The 24,537-nt window shown below is 63.4% G+C and carries 24 protein-coding genes and 1 pseudogene; 7 read left to right on the forward strand and 18 right to left on the reverse strand.

All coding sequences use genetic code 11. From position 1 onward, the window contains the following. Positions 1 to 2: 2 nt before the first annotated feature. The 13 genes and pseudogenes from ybgF to A5892_RS12795 form a co-directional block, all read right to left on the reverse strand. Entirely contained in the window at positions 3 to 791 is a 789-nt protein-coding gene (gene ybgF, locus A5892_RS12740; protein WP_064123125.1) for a tol-pal system protein YbgF, read from the reverse strand. Positions 792 to 806: 15 nt separating this feature from the next. Beyond that, the gene (gene pal / locus A5892_RS12745) at positions 807 to 1,325 is read right to left on the reverse strand and encodes a peptidoglycan-associated lipoprotein Pal (RefSeq protein ID WP_027350379.1); all 519 of its coding nucleotides are present in this window, start codon (positions 1,323 to 1,325) and stop codon (positions 807 to 809) included. A 51-nt stretch (positions 1,326 to 1,376) separates the two neighbouring features. Further along, a complete protein-coding gene (gene tolB / locus A5892_RS12750) occupies positions 1,377 to 2,666 on the reverse strand; it encodes a Tol-Pal system beta propeller repeat protein TolB (RefSeq protein WP_064123126.1) in 1,290 nt (429 codons plus the stop codon). Next, a complete protein-coding gene (locus tag A5892_RS20785) occupies positions 2,666 to 2,869 on the reverse strand; it encodes a TonB family protein (RefSeq protein ID WP_223302658.1) in 204 nt (67 codons plus the stop codon). The genes tolB and A5892_RS20785 overlap by 1 nt, the downstream gene beginning before the upstream one ends. 86 nt (positions 2,870 to 2,955) lie before the next feature. Next, positions 2,956 to 3,801 (reverse strand): annotated as a pseudogene (tolA, locus tag A5892_RS12755) (cell envelope integrity protein TolA); the annotation flags it as partial. Positions 3,802 to 3,838: 37 nt separating this feature from the next. Further along, complete coding sequence (gene tolQ, locus A5892_RS12760) at positions 3,839 to 4,564, reverse strand: protein TolQ (protein ID WP_064123127.1); 726 nt, start codon at positions 4,562 to 4,564, stop codon at positions 3,839 to 3,841. Between the two features lie 76 nt (positions 4,565 to 4,640). After that, on the reverse strand, positions 4,641 to 5,048 hold the full coding sequence (gene ybgC / locus A5892_RS12765) for a tol-pal system-associated acyl-CoA thioesterase (protein ID WP_064123128.1): 408 nt from the start codon (positions 5,046 to 5,048) through the stop codon (positions 4,641 to 4,643). Beyond that, a complete protein-coding gene (ruvB, locus tag A5892_RS12770) occupies positions 5,045 to 6,079 on the reverse strand; it encodes a Holliday junction branch migration DNA helicase RuvB (protein WP_064123129.1) in 1,035 nt (344 codons plus the stop codon). The genes ybgC and ruvB overlap by 4 nt, the downstream gene beginning before the upstream one ends. Beyond that, positions 6,076 to 6,738, reverse strand: a complete 663-nt coding sequence (gene ruvA, locus A5892_RS12775; RefSeq protein ID WP_064123130.1) for a Holliday junction branch migration protein RuvA — start codon at positions 6,736 to 6,738, stop codon at positions 6,076 to 6,078. The genes ruvB and ruvA overlap by 4 nt, the downstream gene beginning before the upstream one ends. 115 nt (positions 6,739 to 6,853) lie before the next feature. Further along, on the reverse strand, positions 6,854 to 7,393 hold the full coding sequence (ruvC, locus tag A5892_RS12780) for a crossover junction endodeoxyribonuclease RuvC (protein WP_064123131.1): 540 nt from the start codon (positions 7,391 to 7,393) through the stop codon (positions 6,854 to 6,856). Next, positions 7,390 to 8,139: a YebC/PmpR family DNA-binding transcriptional regulator gene (locus A5892_RS12785; protein WP_064123132.1), complete on the reverse strand. Its 750-nt coding sequence runs from the start codon at positions 8,137 to 8,139 to the stop codon at positions 7,390 to 7,392. The genes ruvC and A5892_RS12785 overlap by 4 nt, the downstream gene beginning before the upstream one ends. An 85-nt stretch (positions 8,140 to 8,224) precedes the next feature. After that, a complete protein-coding gene (gene aspS, locus A5892_RS12790) occupies positions 8,225 to 9,991 on the reverse strand; it encodes an aspartate--tRNA ligase (RefSeq protein ID WP_064123133.1) in 1,767 nt (588 codons plus the stop codon). 69 nt (positions 9,992 to 10,060) lie between these two features. Then, positions 10,061 to 10,315, reverse strand: a complete 255-nt coding sequence (locus A5892_RS12795) for an FmdB family zinc ribbon protein (RefSeq protein ID WP_064123134.1) — start codon at positions 10,313 to 10,315, stop codon at positions 10,061 to 10,063. 141 nt (positions 10,316 to 10,456) lie between these two features. On the opposite strand from A5892_RS12795, the gene A5892_RS12800 reads away from it, so the two are divergent. Further along, positions 10,457 to 11,389 (forward strand): D-2-hydroxyacid dehydrogenase, encoded by a 933-nt coding sequence (locus tag A5892_RS12800; RefSeq protein ID WP_064123135.1) that lies wholly within the window; start codon positions 10,457 to 10,459, stop codon positions 11,387 to 11,389. A 9-nt stretch (positions 11,390 to 11,398) separates the two neighbouring features. Here the strand turns inward: A5892_RS12800 and A5892_RS12805 are convergent, their stop codons facing one another. After that, positions 11,399 to 12,349: a magnesium and cobalt transport protein CorA gene (locus tag A5892_RS12805; RefSeq protein ID WP_064123136.1), complete on the reverse strand. Its 951-nt coding sequence runs from the start codon at positions 12,347 to 12,349 to the stop codon at positions 11,399 to 11,401. 312 nt (positions 12,350 to 12,661) lie between these two features. Between A5892_RS12805 and mgtE the strand changes: the two genes are divergently transcribed. Both mgtE and A5892_RS12815 read left to right on the forward strand, forming a co-directional pair. Continuing rightward, the gene (mgtE, locus tag A5892_RS12810) at positions 12,662 to 14,011 is read left to right on the forward strand and encodes a magnesium transporter (protein ID WP_064123137.1); all 1,350 of its coding nucleotides are present in this window, start codon (positions 12,662 to 12,664) and stop codon (positions 14,009 to 14,011) included. 160 nt (positions 14,012 to 14,171) lie between these two features. Further along, positions 14,172 to 14,768 carry a phosphatase PAP2 family protein gene (locus A5892_RS12815; protein WP_064123138.1) on the forward strand — a complete coding sequence of 199 codons (597 nt, stop codon included), beginning with the start codon at positions 14,172 to 14,174 and terminating at the stop codon, positions 14,766 to 14,768. A 520-nt stretch (positions 14,769 to 15,288) separates the two neighbouring features. Here the strand turns inward: A5892_RS12815 and A5892_RS12820 are convergent. Both A5892_RS12820 and A5892_RS12825 read right to left on the reverse strand, forming a co-directional pair. Continuing rightward, positions 15,289 to 16,278: a DUF808 domain-containing protein gene (locus A5892_RS12820; protein ID WP_317627695.1), complete on the reverse strand. Its 990-nt coding sequence runs from the start codon at positions 16,276 to 16,278 to the stop codon at positions 15,289 to 15,291. A gap of 173 nt (positions 16,279 to 16,451) precedes the next feature. Beyond that, on the reverse strand, positions 16,452 to 17,084 hold the full coding sequence (locus A5892_RS12825) for an MBL fold metallo-hydrolase (RefSeq protein ID WP_223302659.1): 633 nt from the start codon (positions 17,082 to 17,084) through the stop codon (positions 16,452 to 16,454). Positions 17,085 to 17,604: 520 nt separating this feature from the next. On the opposite strand from A5892_RS12825, the gene A5892_RS12830 reads away from it, so the two are divergent. From A5892_RS12830 to A5892_RS12845, 4 genes are all read left to right on the forward strand, one after another. Continuing rightward, positions 17,605 to 18,519 carry a ribokinase gene (locus A5892_RS12830; RefSeq protein ID WP_064123140.1) on the forward strand — a complete coding sequence of 305 codons (915 nt, stop codon included), beginning with the start codon at positions 17,605 to 17,607 and terminating at the stop codon, positions 18,517 to 18,519. Positions 18,520 to 18,634: 115 nt separating this feature from the next. Continuing rightward, positions 18,635 to 19,579, forward strand: coding sequence for a nucleoside hydrolase (locus A5892_RS12835; RefSeq protein WP_064123141.1), 945 nt, complete (start codon positions 18,635 to 18,637; stop codon positions 19,577 to 19,579). Between the two features lie 153 nt (positions 19,580 to 19,732). Beyond that, positions 19,733 to 20,458, forward strand: coding sequence for a trehalose-phosphatase (gene otsB / locus A5892_RS12840; protein WP_190295607.1), 726 nt, complete (start codon positions 19,733 to 19,735; stop codon positions 20,456 to 20,458). Between the two features lie 43 nt (positions 20,459 to 20,501). Further along, positions 20,502 to 21,899, forward strand: a complete 1,398-nt coding sequence (locus A5892_RS12845) for an alpha,alpha-trehalose-phosphate synthase (UDP-forming) (RefSeq protein WP_064123143.1) — start codon at positions 20,502 to 20,504, stop codon at positions 21,897 to 21,899. 42 nt (positions 21,900 to 21,941) lie between these two features. Here the strand turns inward: A5892_RS12845 and A5892_RS12850 are convergent, their stop codons facing one another. Both A5892_RS12850 and cls read right to left on the reverse strand, forming a co-directional pair. Beyond that, the gene (locus A5892_RS12850) at positions 21,942 to 22,862 is read right to left on the reverse strand and encodes a LysR family transcriptional regulator (protein ID WP_064123144.1); all 921 of its coding nucleotides are present in this window, start codon (positions 22,860 to 22,862) and stop codon (positions 21,942 to 21,944) included. A gap of 45 nt (positions 22,863 to 22,907) precedes the next feature. Then, on the reverse strand, positions 22,908 to 24,332 hold the full coding sequence (gene cls, locus A5892_RS12855) for a cardiolipin synthase (RefSeq protein ID WP_064123145.1): 1,425 nt from the start codon (positions 24,330 to 24,332) through the stop codon (positions 22,908 to 22,910). Positions 24,333 to 24,537: the final 205 nt, after the last annotated feature.

The following is a 24,537-nucleotide window of genomic DNA, read 5'->3' on the forward strand; positions in this document are numbered from 1 at the left end:
ACTCAGCCGCTGGTCCGGGAGAGAAAATCCTGGGCCAGCTTGGCCGCATTGCTTTGCGGATGCTCCGCGACTACCTGCCTGAGCAACCGCTGGCTCTCGCTGCCCTGCCCCTGGCGCGCCTTGACCAAGCCGAGCTTGTAGATCGCATCGGCGACCTTGCTACTGCTCGGATAGTCATCGATCACACTCTGGAAGGCGTCGGCGGCATCATCGAGCCGAGACTGCGCGGAATAGAGCTCGCCCAGCCAGTAAAGCGAATTGGGCTTGAGATTGGAGTCGGGATACTCCTGGTTGAAGCGCTCGAACGCCGAGGTCGCTTCACTGAACTGCCGATTCTGTACCAGCGCGAAGGCCTGCTGATAGCTCTGCTCAGCCTGGTCCCCACCGCTGCTGCCCGCTCCCGTGCCGGCTCCCGCGGTCGCCATCGCCGATCCGCGCGCCGCCTGCGCGATCGGGTCATCCGAATCGCTGGACACACCGGAACCCTGAGCCGCGCCCGCCGGAGGCTCACCGCCCTCGAGCTGGGTAAGCCGCTGGTCGAGGTCCATATAGCGCTGCTGGCCGAGCTGGCGCTCCTGCTCCAGCTGATGCTGAAGTTCCTCGATCTGGCCTACCAAGCGATTGATCGCTTCCTGCTGGGTCTGCAGCTGGTTGAATAGCGTCAGACTGCCCGAAGCGGAAGGCTGTGTGGTGGCCGCCTGATTGTAGAAGGAACCGCTACTCTGGGCCCATACGGAAAGCGGGAGCACCAGGGCTCCCGCGCCGCACAGTTTTTTCAAACTGTGTTTCATGCATTACCTCGAGTCTTAGTAGTCGAAGACAACGCGGCGGTTCTGCGCGTAGGCTTCCTCGGTGCGGCCCGACGCTGCCGGACGCTCTTCGCCGTAGCTGACCACTTCGAGCTGGGACGCGTTGACGCCCTGGACGGTCAGGTACTGGCGGACAGCGTTGGCACGGCGCTCGCCGAGACCAAGGTTGTATTCGCGGGTACCGCGCTCATCGGTGTGGCCTTCAAGCACGACCTGAGTGCTCGGATTGGCGCGCAGGTAGGCAGCGTGCTGGTTCAGAACCGATTCGAACTCGGCGCGAATGGTATCGCGGTCGAAGTCGAAGTAGACGGTACGAACGGACGGGATCTGGCCCTGCTGACCCTGGCCGTAACCCTGGCCAGCGGCACCGGTGCTGGAAGAAGTGCCGGAAGTCTGGGCACCGGAAGTCATACCACCCTGATCCCCATCCTGGGTACCGCCGCTGCTGGAACAGCCCGCGATCACAACGACCGAGAACGCAGCAGCCAGCGTCTTGGCGTAAGAGGAAAACTGCATGGTAATCTCCTTGCTCTTAAGAGTGCGAATGACGAATTTCATTCTAGTCGTTTAGTTTAGAAACGGCGACCAGGCCGGTTCCCTGACGTTTCCTTCCGGAGAAGGGATGACGAAAGAGGCCCGTCCGTCCGCCGAAACAGCACCAAGAACCCCTCGGGTTCCCTGCTGAGTGGCATATACCACCATTGTGCCATTAGGCGCAATAGCGGGCGCTTCATCCCAGCCAGTATCGGTCAAGACAGTGACACGATTGGTGGCTAGGTCCTGCTTGGCGACCTGATAACCCCTGTCGGTACGGGTCACCATGAACACCGTCTCGCCATCCGGCGAATAGTGTCCACCAGCATTATAGTTCCCAGTGAAGGTTAGTCGCTGTGCCTGTCCTGCTGCAAAATCGTAACGATAGAGTTGTGGCTGGCCGCTGCGATCCGAGGTGAAGATCAGGCTCGAACCGTCGGGACTATAGTCCGGTTCGGTGTTGATCGCCGAGTTATTGGTCAGGCGCTCCAGGTTACGAGTGGCCAGATCCATCACATAGATGTCCGGCGTGCCGTCCTTGGACAACGACATCGCCATCTTGCGTCCATCCGGCGACCAGGCCGGCGCACCATTGATGCCGGTGAACGAGGTCAGCTGCAGGCGTCGTCCGGTGGCAAGGTCCTGCACGTAGATGGCCGGGCGCCCCGACTCGAACGAGACGTAGGCCAGCTTGCCGCCGTCCGGCGACCAGGTCGGTGAGAGGACCGGCTGATTGGAGGTCAGTACCTGCTGCGGATTGTAGCCATCCTGGTCAGCGACATAGAGCGCGAAGCTGATGTTCGGATCTATCCCCTGGGAGGTGATGTAGGCGATTCGGGTCTGGAACGCGCCGCGGATACCGGTGATCTTCTCGAAGATCTGGTCGGCGACATAGTGCGCGCGCGAGCGCAGCTGGTCGGGGCCTGAAGTGACCACCTCGCCGAGCTCGCGGGCATTACCGAAGATGTCATGCAATTCGTATGTGATTCGATAGCCATTGCCGTTGGGCTCCACCCGGCCGACCACCAGGTAGTTGGCACGCGAAGCCTGCCAGGCCTGGTAGTCGATCTGGTCGCCGGGGGCCGGGTTGCCGACCTGCCGGTCGCGCGGCAGCGGCGAGAACTGCCCGCTGTTGCGCAGATCGTTCTCGATGATCTGGCTAACGTCCTGCGGCAGCTGCTGGCCGTTGGCGGTGAATGGCGCGATCGCAATCGGGATCGCCTGGTCGCTGCTGCGCGTGATCTGAATGTTGAGCTCGGCGCGAGCATAAGCGCTCGCCACCAGCATCATCAGCATACCCGTGAGGGCGACTAATCGTCTCATCACCGTACATCCTCTGGATTGAACGTCAGGACAAAGCTACGGAACTGCTGCTGCGCGGCACTGGGCAGCTGGCTCAATTCGCGGAAAGGTGCGGCACGTTGCACCGCTTGGATCGCCGAGTTGTCGAAAGACGCATTGCCGCTGCTGCTTTGCAAGGTAGCACCGACCAGCTCACCAGTGGCCGGCAACAGCCGCACCCGCACCGTGGCGACCAGGCCGGGGGGGAACCGGACGGTTTGATCCAGCTCTGCTCTACCGCATGGCGAATGATGTTCATCATGCTGTTCGAGGCTTCAGCGGACTGCCGTGCGTTAGCGATCGACTGCTCCTCGCTGCCGATCGCTTGGGCGAGATCGGACTCGCTCGCCGCGGCAGCGGCCTCGGCAAGACGACGCTGTTCGGCCTGTTCCCGCGCGGCGCGCTCTCTGGCGGCCCGCTCCTGCGCGGCCTTCTCGGCGGCGGCCCGTTCCGCTGCGGCTCGTTCCCTTTCCGCCTGCGCGGCGGCGGCCCGCTCCGCCTCGGCTCGCTCCCTTTCCGCCTGTGCGGCGGCGGCCCGCTCCGCCTCGGCTCGTTCCCTCGCCGCCTGCTCAGCGGCGGCCTGCTCCGCCGCGGCCTGCTCTCTCGCCGCCTGCTCGCGCGCGGCGCGCTGGGCCTCAGCCTGCTGACGCTGCGCCTCCTCGCGCTGAGCGGCTTGAGCTGCGGCTTCGGCTGCGGCCTGCTGGCGCTCGGCTTCCTGCTGACGCTCAGCGGCTGCGGCGGCAGCCTGTTCGGCAGCCTCACGCTGAGCCTGCTCGGCGGCCTCGCGCTCGGCCTGCTCTTGCGCCGTCTGAGCCGCGGCCTCCTGCTGGGCTTCGCGCTGGGTATCGTCTTGCTGCGGCGCGCTCTGCCGGGGCGCGCCCTGCTGGGAGTCCCTGAGCTGCTGGGCCTGATCGGTCGCGGTCTCGGTCGAGATCAGCGTGGCACGGACGATGGAGCTCGACTGGTTCTCCGGGGTCGAGCTCGGCCAGCGGATCAAGAGTGCTGCGACCAAGCCGAGGTGCAGGAGCACGGCAAGGATCACAGGCAGCTTGAACTTGGCTTCTTGGGATTGCCTGGACATCAATTCTTCCTCGAGGTCGCTCGAACGACCGAACATGCTCGACGCCTGGTACCTGCGGCAGGTTCCATCATGATCAAACCTTGGCGCTCGCGGCGCTGCGGGCTACCACGCTGCGATGAAGAATGGTGTGGAATTCCTCGGCGAAGTCGCGGTAGGCCGCGATCAGCCGCTCGCTGGACGAGGTGAAACGGTTGTAGGCGATCACCGCCGGGATCGCCGCGAACAGCCCCATCGCTGTGGCGATCAGCGCCTCGGCGATCCACGGCGCCACGGTGGCAAGGGTTGCCTGTTCGGCATCGGAGAGGGTCTGGAATGAGCCCATGATGCCCCATACGGTACCGAAGAGACCGATATAGGGACTCGAAGAGCTGATCGAGGCAAGGATGGGCAGGTGGTGAGTCAACCTCGCCTCCTCGCGGGAAAGCGCGACACGCATTGCGCGCTCGACCTCGAGCAACATCGAAGCCGCCTGCTTGGGGGTGGGCGGCGGCTGGTCCTCGCTGCCGCGCAGCCGGGCGCGAAGGCGATTGAACGACTTGAATCCCGCCTGGAACACATGGGCTGCGCCCTCCGTCGTCTCCGGCTGCTCGCGATTCAGGTCGTTGAGGTCGATCCCCGACCAGAAGCGGGCCTCGAAGCCAGCGAAATCGCGCTCCGCCCGGCGCATGCTGATCGCGCGCTGAAAGATCAGCACCCACGACACCAGTGAAAACACCAGCAGCACCAGCATGACCAGCTTGACGACGAGGCTGGCATTGATCACCAGCGCGACGATCGACATCGAATCTTCCACGTCCATCCTCTCAATCCACCGCGCGCGATATCCTTCGCGCACGCTCGTCACATTTCACCCTCGCGGCACGCCCGAACGGGCCTCAGCCGCAGGGCGCCTCTTCCAACACCGCACGCAGCGGCTCAGGCCAGCGACTCGGCTTGAGCGTACGCACATCAATACAGGCGATATCGACCTCAGCGACGCCAAGCAGTTCATCCACACGGCAAATGCGCTGGGTGAAAGTCAGGCTGCAGCGTCCGAACGCACTCACCTCGACCCCGACATAGAGCTGGTCATCGAGCCGGGCCGGACGCAAGTAGCGACACTCCAGCCGCCGCACCACCAGTTGGAGCCCCTGCCCGAACAGCGACTGCTGAGTGAAGCCATGCAGCCTCAGCCACTCGGTCCGCGCCCGCTCCATGAATTTCAGGTAGTTGGCATGGTAGACGATCGCGCCGGCGTCGGTATCTTCGATATAGACCGTCACCGGCCAGGAAAACGCACTCATGCCGCCCCACCATCACTAAACACGCCCTGGTCATCGGGTTCGATACCGAAATGGCGATAGGCGCCTCGAGTCACCATCCGCCCTCGGGCGGTACGAAGCATGAAGCCCTGTTGAATCAGATAGGGCTCGAGCACATCCTCGATCGTGTCGCGCTCCTCGCCGATCGCCGCGGCCAGGCTATCCACCCCCACCGGGCCGCCGTCGAACTTTTCGATCATCATCAGCAGCAGACGGCGATCCATGTGGTCCAGTCCATGCTGGTCGACGTGCAGCATATCGAGCGCGCGCGAAGCGATGGCGAGATCGATGCGCCCATCGCCCTTGACCTGAGCGTAGTCGCGCACCCGGCGCAGCAGCCGGTTGGCGATTCGCGGGGTACCGCGGGAACGACGGGCGATCTCGAGCGCCCCTTCGGGGTCGGCTTCAAGGCCCAGCAGTCGAGCCGAACGCGCAACGATCGAGGTGAGATCCTCGACGCCGTAGAACTCGAGCCGCTGGACGATACCGAAGCGATCGCGCAGCGGCGAGGTCAAGAGTCCCGCCCGCGTGGTGGCGCCCACCAGGGTGAAGCGCGGCAGGTCCAGCTTGATCGAGCGCGCGGCGGGCCCCTCGCCGATCATGATGTCGAGCTGGAAGTCCTCCATCGCCGGATAGAGCACCTCTTCGACGGTCGATGAGAGACGGTGGATCTCGTCGATGAACAGCACGTCGCCAGGCTCGAGGCTGGTGAGCATCGCGGCGAGATCGCCCGGCCGCTCGAGCACCGGGCCGGAGGTCGACTTGATGTCGACCTCCATCTCGGCGGCGATGATGTTGGCCAGCGTGGTCTTGCCAAGCCCGGGTGGCCCGAAGACCAAGGTGTGATCGAGGCTTTCGCCGCGCCCGCGGGCGGCATCGACGAAGATACCCAACTGCTCGCGCACCGCGGGCTGGCCAATGTAGTCGGCGAGCCTGCGCGGGCGGATCGCATAGTCGACACGCGGCTCGCGTCCCTGCGCCTCGGCCGAGATCAGGCGATCGGGCTCGATCATCGACGTGCCTCGGTGCGGCCGCTACCTATCCGCTGGGCCAAAGCGCTCTTGATCAACGCTTCGGTGGAAAGCGAATGGTCGAGTTCGGCGAGCATCCTGGTCGCCTCGACCGGCTTGTAGCCGAGCGCGATCAATGCCGCTTCTGCATCGACGTAGTTGCCACGGGCGCCAGGGGGATGGAGTTCGCAAGCCTCGCCGTCGAGCAGCCGCTCGAGCGCGCCGAGATCCGGCTGCGCCTCGCGGGTGAGCTCGGGCCAGCGAGTCAATCGATCGCGCATCTCGACGATCAGCCGCTCGGCGGTCTTCTTGCCGACCCCCGGCAGCCGCGTCAGCGCTTGGGCATCCTCGTCCATCAAACAGCGCACGAACTGCCCCCGCTCCATGCCGGAGAGAATCGCCAGCGCCATGCGTGGGCCGACCCCGGCGATGCGGATCAGTTCGCGAAACATCCGCCGCTCGAGTTCGTCGCGAAAGCCATAGAGCAGGTGGGCGTCCTCACGAACGATCAGGTGGGTATAAAGGCGTGCCTGTTCGCCTAGCGCCGGCAGCGAAAGGATGGTGTTCATCGAGGCCTCGAGCTCGTAGCCCACCCCGCCCACGTCGATCACGACCCAGGGAGGCTGCTTTTCGATCAAAATGCCGTGAAGCCGTCCTATCATCCATCCCTCGAGGTACACCCGTTCGCGGTCGCGCTGACGCGCGCCGCGAGTGATAAGAAATTCCGCTGAGTCATCATATCAGGCAGGAAGTGAGAGACCAGGGTCCGATATTGCGCTAGCCGGGACGAAAGGCTCGCCAACCGCGCCCCACATGCCTGCGCGTAACCGAGGCTTCGGCGCGTTTTATCAGTCCTCGGCGGCTATAGCAATGGGTCAGCGCGATAGCGAGGGCGTCCGCCGCATCGGGCTGCGGCAGGCCGTCGAGATGCAGGGTCGAGGCCACCATGCGCTGTACCGCCGCCTTGTCGGCACCGCCGTGGCCGGTAACGGTCTGCTTCACCAGGGTAGCGGCGTACTCGAACACCGGCAGGCCATGATTGGCTGCGCAGACGATCGCACTGCCGCGCGCCTGACCGAGCTTGAGCGCGGAGTCGGCGTTCTTGGCGACGAAGACCCGCTCAATGGCGAATTCCGCCGGGCAGTGAAGTGCGATCAGCTCGCCAATGCCCGCGTAGACCTGGGCCAGCCGCTGGGCGAGCTGATCGGCATCGATACGAATGAAACCGCTGGCGACGTAGCGTGGCGCGCCGACGCCGGCATCGATCACGCCGAACCCGGTGCGCCGCGACCCAGGGTCGATACCGAGCAGGATCACTCGAGCGCCTCGAGCACAGCGTCGCTGAAATCGGCATTGGTGTAGACGTTCTGGACGTCGTCGAGCTCCTCGAGCATGTCGATCAGCTTGATCACCCGCCGGCCCAGCTCCGGATCGTCGATGGTGGTGTAGGTGTCGGGAAACATCCCAACCTCGCTGCTTTCGGGAACGAGCCCCGCCTCGACCAGCGTGTCCTTGACCGCACCGAAGGCCGCCGGCGTAGTGACCACCAGCAGCGTGCCATCCTCCTGCTCGACCACGTCGTCGGCACCCGCCTCCAGTGCGGTCTCGATCACCGCCTCCTCGTCGCTGCCGGCGGCGAAGCCGAGCTGTCCACGCTGGCTGAAGAGGAAGGCGACCGACCCGGAAGTGCCGAGATTGCCGCCTTGCTTGGTGAACGCGTGGCGCACGTCGGAAGCGGTGCGATTGCGATTGTCGGTCATGCACTCGAGCATCACCGCCACCCCTTCGGGGCCGTAGCCCTCGTAGACCAGCTCTTCCATCTGGTCAGTGTCGCCATCGCCTACGCCGCGGTCGATCGCCCGCTGCACGGTGTCCTTCGCCATGTTGCCGCCCAGCGCCTTGTCTATCGCGATACGCAGCCTGGGATTGGCGCCCGGATCACTGCCGCCCTGGCGGGCTGCGACGGTGAGTTCGCGAATCAGCTTGGTGAAGATCTTGCCACGCTTGGCGTCCTGCGCCGCCTTGCGGTGCTTGGTGTTAGCCCATTTGCTATGGCCAGCCACTGATGACCTCCGCTCGCGTCGCGCGCGAACCTTCGATTACCGCATGAATTGCTGCCGGACCCGGCGAGCGCCGGGTCCGGGCACATCACTCGCCGTTCTTCTGGCGAAGACGCAGGTTCAGCTCCTTGAGCTGCTGGGCGCTGACTTCCCCCGGCGCCTCGGTGAGCAGGCAGGCCGCGCTCTGGGTCTTGGGGAACGCGATCACGTCACGGATCGTGCGCGCGCCGACCATCAGCATCACCAGGCGGTCGAGGCCAAAGGCCAAGCCACCGTGGGGCGGGGCACCGAACTGCAGCGCATCGAGCAGGAAGCCGAACTTCTCGCTGGCCTCCTGCTCAGCGATCCCAAGCACCTCGAACACCGCTTTCTGCATCTGCTGATCGTGGATACGGATCGACCCACCGCCCAGCTCGGTACCGTTGAGCACCATGTCATAGGCACGCGACAAAGCGCTGGCGGGATCGGCCTTGAGCGCCTCAGGACTGCACGAGGGCGCGGTGAACGGGTGGTGGCAGGCGGAGAGCCGGCCAGCGTCGTCGACTTCGAACATCGGGAAGTCGACCACCCAGAGCGGCGCCCAGCGCCGGGTGTAGAGGTTCAGGTCCTCGCCGAGCTTGACCCGCAGCGCGCCGATCGCATCGTTGACGATACGGGTCTTGTCGGCACCGAAGAAGACGACGTCGCCGTCCTTGGCCCCTACGCGGTCGAGCAGCTCCTCGATCACGTTCTCCATGAACTTGACGATCGGCGACTGCAGCCCCTCGAGCCCCTTGGCGCGCTCGTTGACCTTGATCCAGGCCAGGCCCTTGGCGCCGTAGACACCGACGAAGCGGGTGTAGTCGTCGATCTGCTTGCGCGAAAGCGCGGCACCGCCCTCGACCTTGAGCGCGGCGACGCGGCCGTCGGCGGCGTTGGCCGGTGCCGAGAAGACCTTGAAATCGACGTCCGCCATCAGGTCCGAGACATCGACCAGCTCGAGCGGAATGCGCAGATCCGGCTTGTCCGAACCGAAGCGGTGCATCGCCTCGGAATAGGGCATCCTCGGGAACTCGGGCAGCTCGACCTCGAGCACGTCGCGGAACAGCCCACGCACCATCGCCTCGGTGATCGACATGATGTCGTTCTCTTCGACGAAGGAGGCCTCGATGTCGATCTGGGTGAACTCGGGCTGGCGGTCGGCGCGCAGGTCTTCGTCACGGAAGCACTTGGCGATCTGATAGTAGCGATCGAGCCCGGCGACCATCAGCAGCTGCTTGAACAGCTGCGGCGACTGCGGCAGGGCAAAGAAGTGCCCTGGATGGGTGCGGCTCGGCACCAGATAGTCGCGCGCGCCCTCGGGCGTGGCCCGGGTAAGGATCGGCGTCTCGATATCGAGGAAGCCGTGCTCCTCGAGATAGGCGCGCACGCTGTGGGTGATCCTGGAGCGCAGTCTCAGCCGTTCGACCATCTCAGGGCGACGCAGGTCGACGTAGCGGTACTTGAGCCGCACTTCCTCGCCGACCTTGCCATGCTCGTCGAGCTGGAACGGCGGGGTCTGCGCGGAGTTGAGCAGCTCGACCCGGCTTGCCAGCACCTCGATCATGCCGGTCGGCATATCGGCGTTCTGGGTACCCTCGGGGCGCAACCGGACTCGACCCACGATCTTCAGCACGTACTCGCTGCGCGCACGGTCGGCGCTGGCGAAGGCTTCAGGCGTATCGGGATCGACGACGATCTGGGCGATGCCGTCGCGGTCGCGCAGATCGAGGAAAATGACGCCGCCGTGGTCGCGGCGGCGGTGGACCCACCCACAGAGGGTGACGTGCTGCTCGACCAGGCTCTCGTTCAGCTGGCCGCAATAATGGCTGCGCATTTCAGTTCCCATTGCGTGATACGTGTCTTTCGCGCCCCGCCGGCGGCGGCGGGGCGTCGGGGGTAGCGCTCAACCGTCCGCGCTGCCCTTGCTCGGCGGCGCGCTGCCGGCACCAGCATCGCCGGCCAGGTTGCGCTTGGAGGAGGACTTGAAGTCGGTCTCGTACCAACCACCGCCTGCGAGTCGGAAGCCCGCCGCGGAAACCACGCGTTCGAGGCTTTCCGCCTTGCAGGCGGGGCACAGGGTCAGCGGCTGGGCGCTCATGCGCTGCAGCTTTTCAAGGTGATGGCCGCAAGCGCGGCATTGATATTCATAGATCGGCATGATCGTTCCACCTGATACACCTCGCCGGCGACGCTCGCGCCACGAGGATGAATGAATGCATTACGGGTTGCACACATTGAGCACGCCATTATAGCGTGCAGCGACGGCCAACGGGCAAGATCAAGCGGAGGAGCGAGGCTGATGCGTGCAGTACTACTGGATGCCACCACCCTGGGCATGGACATCGACCTCGAGCCGCTGCGCGAGTGCGTCGACACCCTCGAAGTCCACCCGACCAGCACCCCTGACGAAGTCGCCGAGCGGCTGCGCGGTGTGCGCATCGCGCTGACCAACAAGGCGCCGATCGACCAGCGGGCGATCGAGGCCGCCCCGGATCTCGAACTGATCTGCGTGCTCGCCACCGGCATCAACAACATCGACCTGGACGCTGCACGGCGCGCAGGAATAGAAGTGCGCAATGTCAGCGCCTATGGCACCGCCAGCGTCGCCCAGCACACCATGGCGCTGGTCCTCGGCCTCGCTACCCAGCTCAATCTGGTGCAGCGCGACCTGGCCCTCGGCGCCTGGCAGCGCAGCCCGCACTTCTCACTGTTCGATCGTCCGATCGTCCAGCTCGCCGGCAAGCGCCTGACCATCGTCGGCCAGGGCGAACTGGGCAGCGAAGTGGCTCGCCTCGCGCAAGCATTCGGCATGCATGTGACCTTCGCCGCGCGCCCCGGCAGCGCGAACGATCCCCGCCCCCCACTCGACACCCTGCTGCCGGAAAGCGACGTGATCAGCCTGCACTGCCCGCTCAACGACCAGACCCGCGGGCTGATCGACAGCCATCGCCTGGCCCTGCTCAAGCCCGGCGCGCTATTGATCAACTGCGCCCGGGGCGGCGTGATCGACGAACTCGCCGCGCTAGAGGCCCTGCGTCGCGGCACCCTGGGGGGATTGGCGGTCGACACCCTGCCCGAGGAGCCACCGCGCGCGGGGCATGCCCTGCTCGATGCGCTGAGCGAGGAGCTCAACCTGCTGGTCACCCCTCACAGCGCCTGGGCGGCACCGGAGGCAAGGGCACGGATCATCGAGCTCACCGCCGACAACATCCGCACCCACTTCGCGCGCTGAGCGCCTGCGCTACAGCCAGCGCCGCCAGCGGAAGAACAGATAGGTGCCGAGCGCCGAGCAGATCATCAACAGCATCGCCAGCAGATAGCCATACTGGTAGTGCAGCTCCGGCATCACGTCGAAATTCATGCCGTAGATGCTGGCGATCAGCGTCGGCGGCAGGAACACCACCGCGGCGACCGAGAAGATCTTGATGATCTTGCTCTGGGCCACATTGGTGAAGCCGATCGCCGCGTCGAGCAGGAAGTTGATCTTCTCGAAGATGAAGGTGGTATGGGGGTTGAGTGAATCGATGTCGCGCAGGATCTCGTTGACGTCGTCGCCGTGGCCATGGACGTCGAGCTGCGCCGGCAGGTGGCGGGCGAGGTTGCGCAGCGAGCGCTGGGTGTCGAGCAGCGACAGCCTCACCACATCGTTGTGGTTCTCCTGCTGGAGAATGTCGCGCAAGGTCTCCTCCAGCGCATCCGGCTCCATCGCCTGGCGGCCGAGTCGCTCGAGCTCGCCATAGATGTGCTCGATCTGGTCGGCCAGCACCTCGACTTTCATCTCGAGCAGCGCGATCAGGATCTCCGCCGGCGTCTGCGGGCGGATGCGCTGGTGGCGCAGGTAGCCACGAAACAGGCGCAGGATGCCGATCTCCTCGTCGCGCAGGCTCATCAGGTAGCGCTCACCGAGGTGGAAGGAGACGTTCAGCCCCTTCGCTTCGCGCTTCTGGCGGAAAGGAAACAGAGAAGTCAGCCGGATGCCCTCTCCATCGATCTGGAAGCGAGAGGAGTACTCGAGTTCGTCGAGCTCATCGACCGTCGGCAGCTCGCCATCGTAGAGCGACTGCACCCAGGCGTACTCCTCGTCGCTCGGATCACAAACGTCGACCCACAGACAGTTGTCCGGCAGGGGGCCCGGCGCGACTTCCTCGTCGACCGTCAGCCCCTCGCCGGTCAGGGTGAACAGTGTGATCATATGACGCTCCTTGTTTATCCCATCCTTCCTTGAAACCGCCCGCTTTCTCGCTGGGGCCGGCGCCAGCATGCCCTCAGCACGCCCATGAGGCAACGTCCTCGCCAGTGCGGTTGACGGCATCGAGGGCTACGACTAATGTTGGCACGCCTCGACCACCGGGCGACACACGAGACCCTCTATCTCATGGACTCACATAGGCGTAGCTCAGACCTATACGTCGATCGCTGCCTAGCTTCATCATCCGCCCCGGATCCCGCCGCCGCCCGCTAGTACGAGCGCCTGCGCGCGAGACGGCGCGCAGGAGAAAGTTCGATGAGCTTCACCGACCTGATGCCGGAAGTGCGCAAAGCGCTCGCCGCCGGCGATCACGCTGCCCTCGAGCGGCTACTCGAAGAGGCGCACAGCGCCGACCTTGCCGAGATCCTCGCCCAGGAGAACGATCCGTTTGGCCTTGCGCTGCTGGCGCGGCTGCCGATCGAAAAGCGCGCTGACGTTTTCTCCTATCTTCCCGCCGACAAGCAGCTCGATCTCGCCGAGCGCCTCGACGACGACGAGCTGGCGCGGCTTTTCACCGAGATGGACCCGGACGACAGCGCCGACGTGTTCAATCTTTTCGAACCGGTGCGGCGCGAACGCATCCTGCGCCGCATGGCGCGGCGCGAGCGCGAGGAAATGCGCCGCTTGTCGAGCTACGAGGAAGGCACCGCCGGGGCGATCATGACCACCGACTACGTCGCGGTGCCGGAGGAGCTCAATATCTCCCAAGCGCTCGACCGGGTGCGCCAGACCGCCCCCGATGCGGAAACCATCTACCAGATATTCATCCTCGACCGGGAACTTCGCCTCACCGGAACGCTGTCGCTGCGCCAGCTGATACTGGCCGACCCCCTGGCACCGCTCAAGTCGCTGATGATCACCGATGTGATCAAGGTCGAAGCCGACACCGAGCAGGAAGAGGTCGCCAAGCTGATCTCCCGTTACGACTTGCTCGCGGTGCCAGTGGTCAACCAGCAGGAGATGCTGGTCGGCATCGTCACCTACGACGATGCGATGGACGTGGTCGAACGGGAGACCACCGATGACTTCCACAAGTCGGGCAGCGTCGGCTCGCTGGACCGCGGCATCGGCCGCACCAGCCTCGTTACCCTCTATCGCAAACGAGTGTTCTGGCTGGTCCTGCTGGTATTCGGCAACCTCTTCTCCGGTGCCGGCATCGCCCACTTCGAAGAGACCATCGCCGCGCAAGTGGCGCTGGTGTTCTTCCTGCCGCTGCTGATCGGCAGCGGCGGCAATGCGGGCTCCCAGGCCGCCACCCTGATGGTGCGCGGCCTGGGTACCGGCGAGATCAACATCCGCGACTGGACCAGGCTGCTTGGCCGCGAACTGCTGGTCGCGGGAACCCTGGGCCTCACCATGGCGATCGCGATCTCGCCGATCAGCATGGTGCGCGGCGGCGCGGGCGTGGCCGAGGCGGTGGCGATCAGCATGGTGGTGATCGTGATCGCAGGCAGCCTGCTTGGAATGTCGCTGCCTTTTCTGCTCGACCGCCTCGGCGTCGACCCGGCCACCGCGAGTGCGCCGCTGGTGGCCACGCTCTGCGACGCCTGTGGCGTACTAATCTATTTCTCGATCGCAACACTGATAATCGGTACTGGTTCGTGACAAAAATGTTGCATTTTTATTACAAATAGATGATGGACCGCAGTAACCGCTCGGCTAAGATGGGGCGAAGCTCACACACGACTTCGCCCCTTTCTCTACCTCGGGTTCCATCCATGGGTTAGATCGGGCGCAAAACGATAAGAGACTCAGGTAACCGGCCATGGAAGCGCTCAACCTCACCTTGTTCGACTTGATCAACGCCACACCCAGCTCTCCCGCCGCCTCGATGCTGCTCGCTCACTTGCTCGCGGTCTACGCGATCTTTCTGGTGCCAGCGCTTTTGGTGGTCGGCTGGCTGCGGCGGGACCAGCGCCAGCATCAGTTGATGCTCTGCGCACTGCTCGCCTGCGGCGTGGCGCTGTCGATCAACTTCGTGATCGGCTCGCTATGGCACCACCCTCGTCCCTTCGTGATGCCTGTGGGCCACACTTTCCTCCAGCACGCACCGGATGCCTCCTTTCCCAGCGACCACATGACGATCATCATGACCGTCGCCTTCAGCCTGCTGCTGCGCCGCGAAGTCCGCCTGCTCGGCCTCGCCTTCGCGATACTGGGTCTCGGGATCGCCTGGTCGCGAATCTATCTTGGCGTCCACTTTCCGCTCGACATGCTCGGCGGCACCGCAGTGGCTCTGGCCAGTGCCTGCCTGGCACGAGTCACCAGCCCAATCTACATGCCGACCCTCTATCGCGTGGCCCGTGGCATTCATCGCCGGCTGTTCGCCACGCTGATCGAACGCGGCTGGGTGTCGCGCTGACATCGTCCCAGCGCGTGGGTAGTTGAGCCCAGCGGGCCAGAAAGCCCTGCATTTACAAAACGTCCCAAGATGATAAAAACATTTAACTAGACTTCAGTTCCATAATCGCTAGTCTGCCGGGCACGCGCAGGCATCGTGAGGGGCACCCTTCGCCTGGCCCAGGTTCAGCTAGCTTAGCGATAATGGGGATGTCTGCGCTCTTGCTGAATCGTTCCTTCAGGCAACGAATCAGCATTTTCCCGGCGGTGAGCCGGCAGATGCCGAGCACAAAAAAACCCAACCGGTGAGGGTTGGGCAGGAAACACTACGAATTCTGGTGACAAGGCTAGATGGAAGCCCGTAAACGATTGCTCAGCCCTTGCGGCTATGCAGCTTGGCCCATCCGAGGCACATCGCCAGCCTCATCACACCCCACCCTACTCTCTATTTGAGCCGGCGGTGGGTTTATTTCCAGCGCCCACGCCCCGAGCGAAATAAAGGCATCACAACCACCTTTGAACTCCGATCATCCAAGGCGAGGCTACTTGCCCTTGGGGGTGGCGGCCGGTTTGAGTTTCTTGAACAGCATGACGACCGCGACGATGATGCCGCCGACGACGATACCGGCGATGAAATTGAACAGCATGGGCATGATGGGCATTATTATTACGCTGATGCTGGGAATACCCAGATCGGTTTCAGCCGCCGCTTCGACGCCATGCTGGATGAAGGGTACGCCGTGCACCAGAATACCGCCGCCGACCAAAAACATCGCAATGGTGCCCACGATGGAAAGCAGCTTCATGAAATACGGGGCCAGCCATAGGATGCCGTTGCCGACGCTCCTGACCAGCTGACTCGACTGCTTGGTGAGGTACAGGCCAAAATCATCCACTTTGACGATGCCGGCGACCAATCCGTACACCAACACCGTAATCCCTATGGCGACGATGGAAAGAACGATGACCTGCGGCACGAACTCACTGCCGGCCACGCTCCCTAGCGTGATAGCGATGATTTCCGCCGACAATATGAAATCGGTCATTATCGCGCCTTTTATTTTATCTTTTTCAAACGCTAAACGATCACTATCATTTTCAATTCGGGCGGCCGCCCTCACCTGCTCCGCCCTATCTTCATTCTTGTGCAAAAAGCGGTGCAGCAGTTTCTCCGCACCTTCATAACAAAGGAAAGCGCCTCCCAACATGAGCAGCGGCGTGATCAACCAAGGCGCCATGGCACTGATCAATAGCGCGACAGGAACCAAGATCAATTTATTGAGAAAGGAACCCTTCGCCACCGCCCATACGATGGGCAGCTCGCGATTCGCGGGAACGCCGGTCAATTGCTGGGCATTCAGCGCCATGTCGTCGCCGACGACACCCGCTGTTTTCTTCGCGGCCACTTTGGTCAATACTGAAACATCGTCGAGCAACGTGGCGATGTCATCCAACAGTGTCAATAAGCTCCCGCCGGCCATCGTTCCATCCCTCATGAAAGCGCAATTAATTAAATGATAATATTGGAACATCTCTAAGGCGTGCGGCTGCCTGTGCGAAGATAGCTCACCATGATAGAAAGGGAAACTTTTTCATCTCACCACGCGCAAACCTGGCATCCAGAGCGCCTCTCAAGCAGCGGTCGACACGTGGCCGTTGATGACCAACAGCGGTTTTCTACTGACGCCGGTCGACAGCTGGATGATCAGGCGTCGTAGCTAAGCCGGTAAGATGCGCCTTCGCGCACGATCCGACCGGTAGCGGGCGCATTGAAATGCATCCCGCTGACGATGAGTCTTTCGGTGGCGACACGATCGAGCAATTGCTTTCGAGTCGAAGCGGCGCGGGCCGGCTCACCATCAAAAGCGATGGTCACTTGCGGGCGTTCGACTTGAATATGCGGGAAATGCACGATGTCTCCCCATATGAGCAGCGCATCTCCATCGTCATTCAGTAGAAAGCCGGTATGTCCAGGCGTATGCCCTGGCAGCGGCACGGCCTGGATGCCGGGTAGGATATCTTCATGATGGAATGGGACCAGCCTGCCGTCGTAGGCGGAAAATGCATTCTTGGCTAATTCGAAATAAGGTTTGAACGCATCTGGCGCTGCGGCGTGAATAGGCTCGTCGGTCCAGAATGCCAGCTCGTCGCGATGAACGAATAACCTTTGCACATTCTTGAAATGGGGCGTTGCCAGTGGCCCTGCCAACCCGCCGATGTGATCGGCATGAGCATGCGTCAAAAGCACCGTATCTATCTGCAACGGATCGATCGCGGCCGCCGCGAGTGCATCCTGGAGCCGCCCTCCCCAACCATTCAGCCCCCCCGGCTCCGCCATCGACCAGTATTGTCTGATCCCCCTTCAGCACGATGTAGGCATTTATATTTATACGCGGAATTGGATCGATCGCGTTATTTCTGAGAATATTCTCGGCATGATCGCTATCGATTTCGTCGAGTAATTCAAATGATACATCCAAATGACCGTCGCTCAGCATGATGACTGTCATGCCGCCAACCTTCTTACGCAATATGGATGGAGCCCCTGGGTCAATCATATGCGCCTCCGAAAATATCAAGGATTAAAGCCATGTGCAGTGTGGCCGACGGTCATGCGTTTCCCCGAGCCGAGGAACATCGATTCAGACCCTTGCTGCCCGCGCTAGTTCACCGCCCCGCTCTCTCCTTGCCTTACCCCTGCCTTCCATGCCTACCGCACCGGCCGGCCGGCCGGCGAAGCCTTACCTGAAAGACGGCGTGGCAACCGCCTTCCGAGCAGGCTAACCGATTGAAAGATGGATACTATGTAGTCAATGATCTCTCTCAATGATCTCTCAGCACCCAGCAGAGGCCCATCCATGATCTACAACTTCGGCTCGGTCAACGTCGACAACGTCTATCGCGTGCCCCATCTGGTGCGCCCCGGCGAGACCCTCGCCAGCACCCACTACGTCCAAGTGCTCGGCGGCAAGGGTGCCAACCAGAGCCTCGCCGCGGCCCGGGCCGGGGCCAAGGTCGAACACCTGGGCGCGATCGGCGCGGCGGACGGCTGGATCCTGGCGCTGCTCGACTCAGCGGGAATCGGCACCCGGCATCTGGCCACACTCGATGACATACCTAGCGGACATACCGTGATCCAGGTGGACGACCAGGCCGAGAACAGCATCGTTTTGTTTCCCGGTGCCAATCGGGCGGTGCCAAATGAACATCTCGAAGCGGCGATCACTGCGGCCCAGCCGGGCGATTGGCTGCTGGCGCAGAACGAGTGCGGCGATCTTTCCCGGGTGATCGAGCTCGCCCTGGCTAAGCGGCTGCGCATCGCGCTCAACCCGGCACCGATGGAAGCAATGATCGCAGGGCTACCGCTCGAGCGGATCGATATGCTGTTCGTCAATCGCGGCGAGGCGCAGATGCTGCTCGCAGCACTTGGCGACCAGGTCGAGGAGCACGATCACCAACGCATGCTCGATCTGCTGGCGGCGCGCTACCCGGGGCTCGAACTGGTACTGACCCTGGGTGGTGACGGCGTTCGATACGCCAATGGCGAACTCCGGCTGGCCCGCCCCGCGTTCCTGGTCGAGGCGCGCGATACCACCGCCGCGGGCGACACCTTCGTTGGCTACTTCCTCGCCGCCCGTCAGCAGGGAGAACGGCCCGAGGCGGCGCTAGCGCTGGCGAGCGCCGCCTCGGCGCTTTGCGTACAGCGCGAAGGCGCCTCGAGCAGTATTCCGGAGCGTGACGAGGTGGACGCGTTCATCGCAGCCCAGGCTTGAGCCGGCGATGTTGGCCGGACGAGGGCCTGCGGCGCGGTTTCCATTTGCCCGCTACAGCGCTTTTCGGCACCATCCGGCGGTCCATCTCCATTGATAGCCGCGAGGAGCGCAGCCGATGAGTATTCCCGTGATCTTCGACACCGACCCAGGTGTCGACGACGCCCAAGCGATTGCCCTGATCATGGCCGACCCCGAGATCGAAGTGGTCGGCTTCACCACGACCTTCGGCAATGTCGATATCGCGACGGCGACACGTAACGCCCTGCTGCTCAGCGAACTCGCCGGCCAATCGATCCCGGTGGCCCAGGGCGCCGCTGCACCGCTGGTCAAGACGCCTCATCCCGTGCCGGATTGGATCCACGGCGCCGACGGCCTCGGCAACCAGCAGCTCCCACCGGTCAACGGCAAGCCGGTCGAGCTCAGCGCCGCTGAATTCATCGTCGCAGAGACCCGTCGCCGCCCGGGCGAGATCACCTTGGTCGCGGTCGGCCCGCTCGGTAACCTCGCCACCGCCCTGCAGCTCGATCCGAGCCTGGTCGATCGAGTCAAACGCGTGGTGGTGATGGGCGGTTCGATCCACAAGGGCGGCAACGTCACCCCTGCGGCAGAGGCCAACATTTTCTCCGATCCCCACGCCGCCGCCCGGGTCCTGACCGCAAAATGGCCACTGACCTTGGTCGGGCTCGACGTCACGCACAAGACGGTGATCGAGCCTGCGCGGATGGCGCGGATCGCACGCGCCCAGGGCGCGCTTGGCGAAGTACTGGAGAAGAGCTACGCGTTCTATGCCGAGTTCTATCGCGGTGCGCTGGGTATCGATGGTTGCTGTCCGCACGATAGCGTGGCGGTGGCCTGGCTGCGGCATCCGGAGCTCTTCACCAGCCAGCGCGGCTATCTCAGCGTGGTCACCGAAGGCCCAGCGGAAGGCCTGACCCTGTTCGCTCCCGAGGGGCGCAAGTATCCAGACCAACGCTGGCAGCAGGGCGGCTTGGTCGATGTCTGTCTCGACCTCGATGGCGTCGCCGCGGTCGATTGGATGGAATCCGTGCTTACCGCCTGAACCAGGCCGACAGCGGCGAGCCGATTGGCGCAGGCAGGCGATCTTGCCTAATCTTAAGAAGACCTGCGCCATTGGCTATCGAAGGAGAGTGTTTTGCCTCACCTCACGTCGGGGGGTCATCCTCCCGTCCCCGCCGCCCGCTCGGAATGTGCATTGCTGCTCGATTTCGACGGTACCCTCACCCCCTTGGTCGATCGTCCCGAAGCCGTCGAACTCGCACCGCACGTGAAGGAGCTGCTGATCGAGCTGCAGCGTCTGCTTACCGGAGCGATCGCGGTGGTGAGCGGTCGGCCGCTCGAACAGCTCGGGCGGTTCCTGCATCCTTTCGCGCCGGTGATGCTGGGCCAGCATGGCGCGCAATGGCAGGACCGGGATGGTCACCATCACACCCTCCCCTTCGATGCCGAGGCGCTGAACGGTGCCCGCGTGCGCCTGGCCGCGCTGAGCGCCCGCCACCCCGGACTGCAGCTCGAAGACAAGGGCGCGAGTCTGGCGCTGCACTATCGCAACGTCGCCGCAGAGCGGCTCGATCGAGCACTCATTGATGCGCATGCCGCCATCGAGGCGGAAGCCAGTCGTCTCGGCAGTCACGTGGTTCACCACGGCAAGTGCGTATTCGACCTGCGCTTGGCGGGCAGCGACAAAGGCCAGGCGGTGGACCGAGTGATGGGTGAGGCGCCCTTCCATGGCCGCAGGCCGGTGTTCATCGGCGATGACCTCACCGATGAAGACGGCTTCCGCGCGGCCGAAGCACGCTCAGGGATCACCATCAAGGTCGGCGAAGGAGAGAGCCGGGCCCGCTACCGCCTGCAGGATCCCGCCGCCGTCCACGCCTGGCTCGCAGCCTGTCTCCATACTTGGCGGGAAACGACGCACTGAGACTCGTTCGATACTTTCCACCGACTCCAGGAGATATCCACCGATGAGCGATTTGATCGTCATCTCCAATCGGGTACCGCCGCCCGAGAGCGGCGAAGGCAACCAAGGCGGCCTCGCGGTCGGCCTGCTCAATGCACTGAAAAGTGGCAACGGCCTTTGGATGGGCTGGGGCGGGGAGATCGTCGAGGAAGGCGAACCCGAGCCGCCGCCCGCCGAGTACTCGTTCGGCGGGGTCGATTTCGCCACTTATCCGCTCAGCCGTGACGATTACGACAGCTACTACACCGGTTTCTCCAATGAAGTGCTCTGGCCACTGTTCCACTACCGCGTCGACAAGATGGCCTACGACCGCCGCAAGCGCAGCGGCTACTTCAGGGTCAACAGGATGTTCGCCGAACGGATCAGCAAGCGGATCACCAAACGGGCGCGGGTATGGGTGCATGACTACCATCTGATCGCGCTGGGCACCTACCTGCGCAAGCTGGCCCCCGACGTACCCATCGGCTTCTTCCTGCACACCCCCTTTCCCCCGTGGCAGGTGCTGCGGGTGCTGCCGGACTATGAAGAACTGCTCGAGGCCTTCACCGGCTACGACTTGATCGGCATGCAGACCGATGGAGATCGCGACAACCTGGTCCAGGCCCTGCGCCATGGGCTCGGCGCGGAAGTGGAAGGAGACCGCGTGCGCTACGGTGATCGCTGCGTCGACATCCGCACCTTCCCGATCTCGATCGACGTCGACGAAGTCGCAGCGCTCGCCGCCTCCGGGCGCGAGTCGCTGCCGAGCAGGCGGCTGTCACGCTCGTTGCTCGAGCGCCCGATGATCATCGGCGTCGACCGGCTCGACTACAGCAAGGGGATCCACCAGCGCTTCGCCGCCTTCGAGCGCACGCTCGAGCTCTACCCGCATCATCGCGACAAGGTGACCTACATGCAGATCGCGCCGCCGTCGCGGGTGGACGTCGACGAATACGTCGAGCTGCGCGCGGATCTCGAAGGGGTCGCAGGCCATATCAATGGGCGCTTCTCCGAGTTCGACTGGACGCCGCTGCGCTATCTCAATCGCGGCTATTCCCGCGAGGTGATCATGGGCTTCATGCGCCAGGCGCGGGTGGGATTGGTCACACCGCTGCGCGATGGGATGAATCTGGTGGCCAAGGAGTTCGTCGCCTCGCAAGCGGAGCAGGACCCTGGCGTGCTGATCATCTCCCATCTGGCCGGCGCTACCGCCGAGCTCGGCGATGGCGCACTGGTGTGCAATCCCAACGATATCGATGGCATGGCCGAGATGATCCATCGCGCGCTGACCATGCCGCTGGCGGAGCGCCAGGAGCGTTGGCGACGGATGATGGATACCCTACGCGGCTATGACATCCACCGCTGGGGCAACGATTTCATGCATGCGCTGGAGCGCCTGCCCAGCGCCAACGATGAAAGCTGAGTGGCAGATGACGCGCCTCGAGAAAACGGTATAACTATCGAATCAAGCCTTTAGCATGTCCCGTGGAAGCTTCTGCAACCGGCGCCATAGCTGCTCTACGCCCGGTTTATGCACCAGCGAACAGCGGTAGAGGCGAATCTCCAGCGGGATATCCCATCGCTCGTCTCCGGCGCGCACCAGCCGCTCGTTGGCGAGCTCTTCACGAATGCAGAAGTCGGGGATCCATGCGACCCCGGCTCCCTGCAGCGCCATCGCCTTCAGCCCCTCCGCCATCGCAGTCTCATACACCGTACGCAAGCGCAAACGCAGAGGATCGTTTTTCAGCATCAGCTTGATGCTGCGACCGAGCAGCGCATCCTGGGTATAGGCGAGAAACGGCAGCGAATTCTCGTCACCGTCGAGATCGAAGCGCGCCCGCCCGCCGTCTTCGGGCACGGAGACCGGCATCAGCTTGACCTGACCGATCGAGAACGACGGAAACGCCTCGTCGTCGAGCTGCATGTTGGCGTCAGGGTCGTAGTAGGCGAGCATCAGGTCGCAGTTACCCTCGCGCAGCAGATGGATCGCATCGCCCACGTTCATCGCCAGGAGTCGGGTCGGCAGCTCCCCCACACCCTTTTGCAGTCTTGAAATCCACTTCGGGAAGAACGCCAGCGCCAGCGAGTGGGCGGCGGCGACATCGAGCTTTTCGTTGGCCATCTCAAGGCCACGAAGATGCCCAAGGCACTCGCTGAGCTGCTCGACCAGGTTGCGCGCGGTGATCACGAACAGCTGCCCCTCCGGCGTCAGGCTCACCGGCGTGGTCGAACGATCGACCAGCACGGTACCGACGGCCTGCTCGAGTGAACGGATCCGGCGGCTGAACGCGGGCTGGGTGACGTGACGCTTGCGCGCCGCGGCAGAGAAGCTGCGCAGGGTTGCCAGCGCAACGAAATCCTCCAGCCACTTGGTTTCTAGGTTCATCTCAATCGACTCGAGTCATGGCGCGCAAGGCGCGATTGCTTCCATTCACTGGATCGGAGAAGCCAGGTAGGCCGCGCGCGACACCAGTTTTCGCCACAGCGGTCGATGGGTGATCTCACCGAGCGACACACGCCGGCAGTGGGCGAAATCTTCCGCCAGCATGGCTTCGACCTCGGCGGCGAAGCGATGGTCGATGACGTATCCGGTGATCTCGAAATTGAGCCGGAACGAACGGTTGTCGAGGTTCACGGTGCCGACCGCAGCGGTATGGTCATCGATCAGCATCACCTTCTGATGGAGAAACCCCGGCTGGTAGCGATGGATCTCTACCCCCGCCTGGATCATCTCGCCGAGAAACGAGAACGCCGAAAGATACACCAGCAGGTGATCCGGGCGCTCCGGAATCATGATCCGTACGTCGACCCCGCGCAATGCGGCGAGCTTGAGGGCGTCCTGCACGCTTTGGTCAGGCACGAAATAGGGGCTGGTGATCCAGAAGCGCCGCTTAGCGGTGTGGATCGCGTTCTGGATCAAAAGCCCAGCGGTCTCCAGTGGGTCGGCCGGCCCCGAGGGCACCACCACCACGTGCTGATCGCTCCCCTCGGCCGCCCGCGGGCGCCAGTCCAGGGCGAGGATCTCGTTGGTGGCCCAGTACCAATCCTCCCAGAACGCCTCCTGCAGCCCGAGTGCGCTGGGCCCTTCGAGCCGCAGGTGAGTATCGCGCCAGGCACCGACACTCGGCTTCTCACCGAGATACTCGCAACCGACGTTGAGCCCGCCCACCCAGCCCTCGCGGCCATCGACCACCAGCACCTTGCGGTGATTGCGGAAATTGACCTGGAGGCGGTGCGGCCAGCCCTTGGACGAGCCGAATGGCGTGACTTCCACCCCCGCATCGCGCAGCTCGGAAAGATAGCGCTCAGGAAGCTTGTGGCTGCCGATCTCGTCGAAGATGAAGCAGATCCGCACGCCGCGCTCGGCGCAGGCGATCAGCCGGCGCTTGAGCTCCTGCCCCAGGCGGTCGTTGCGAACGATGAAGAACTGGATCAGCACGTAGTCGGTAGCACGAGCGAGGCCATCGAACATGCTCTTGAACGAGGCATGCCCATCGATCAAAAGCTCGGCGCGATTACCCGAGGTCAGTGGCATCATCGCCAGCCGTTCGACCGCCCTCACCCGGCCATTGTGCGCCTCGAGATGCGGTAAAAACGGCTCGACCCGCTTGCCGAACCCCTCCAGCACACGGCGCAGCTCGCTGTCACGCTCTTCGCGCGCGCTGACGTAGCCATAGAAGCGTGGACGACCGAAAATCCAGAACGCCGGGACCGCGACGTAGGGAAAAGTGACCAGCGAGATCATCCAGGCAATCGCACCCTGCGAGGTACGGCTCGACATCAGTGCCGTGACGGCGGAAAACACCCCAAGCACGTGGATGATGACGATCAGCGTGCCGCCAATTATCGCTGTCATCGAGCTCCTCGACCGACCAATGGAGGGACGCCTGCGAATCAGACGGTTAGCGTGAGCTAGAGGATAACCGAGGGCTCCTTACGATTCATCCCACCACACCCCGGTATAGCGGCAAACAGCAGCCAATCGAGCGGTTCTTCAGGCCAGACAAGAAAGATAACGGTATAAAATCGCTTCAGTCCAAGCCCCGGACCAGAATCCGAAA

This window comes from Halotalea alkalilenta, from assembly GCF_001648175.1.
Lineage (GTDB): Bacteria > Pseudomonadota > Gammaproteobacteria > Pseudomonadales > Halomonadaceae > Halotalea > Halotalea alkalilenta_A.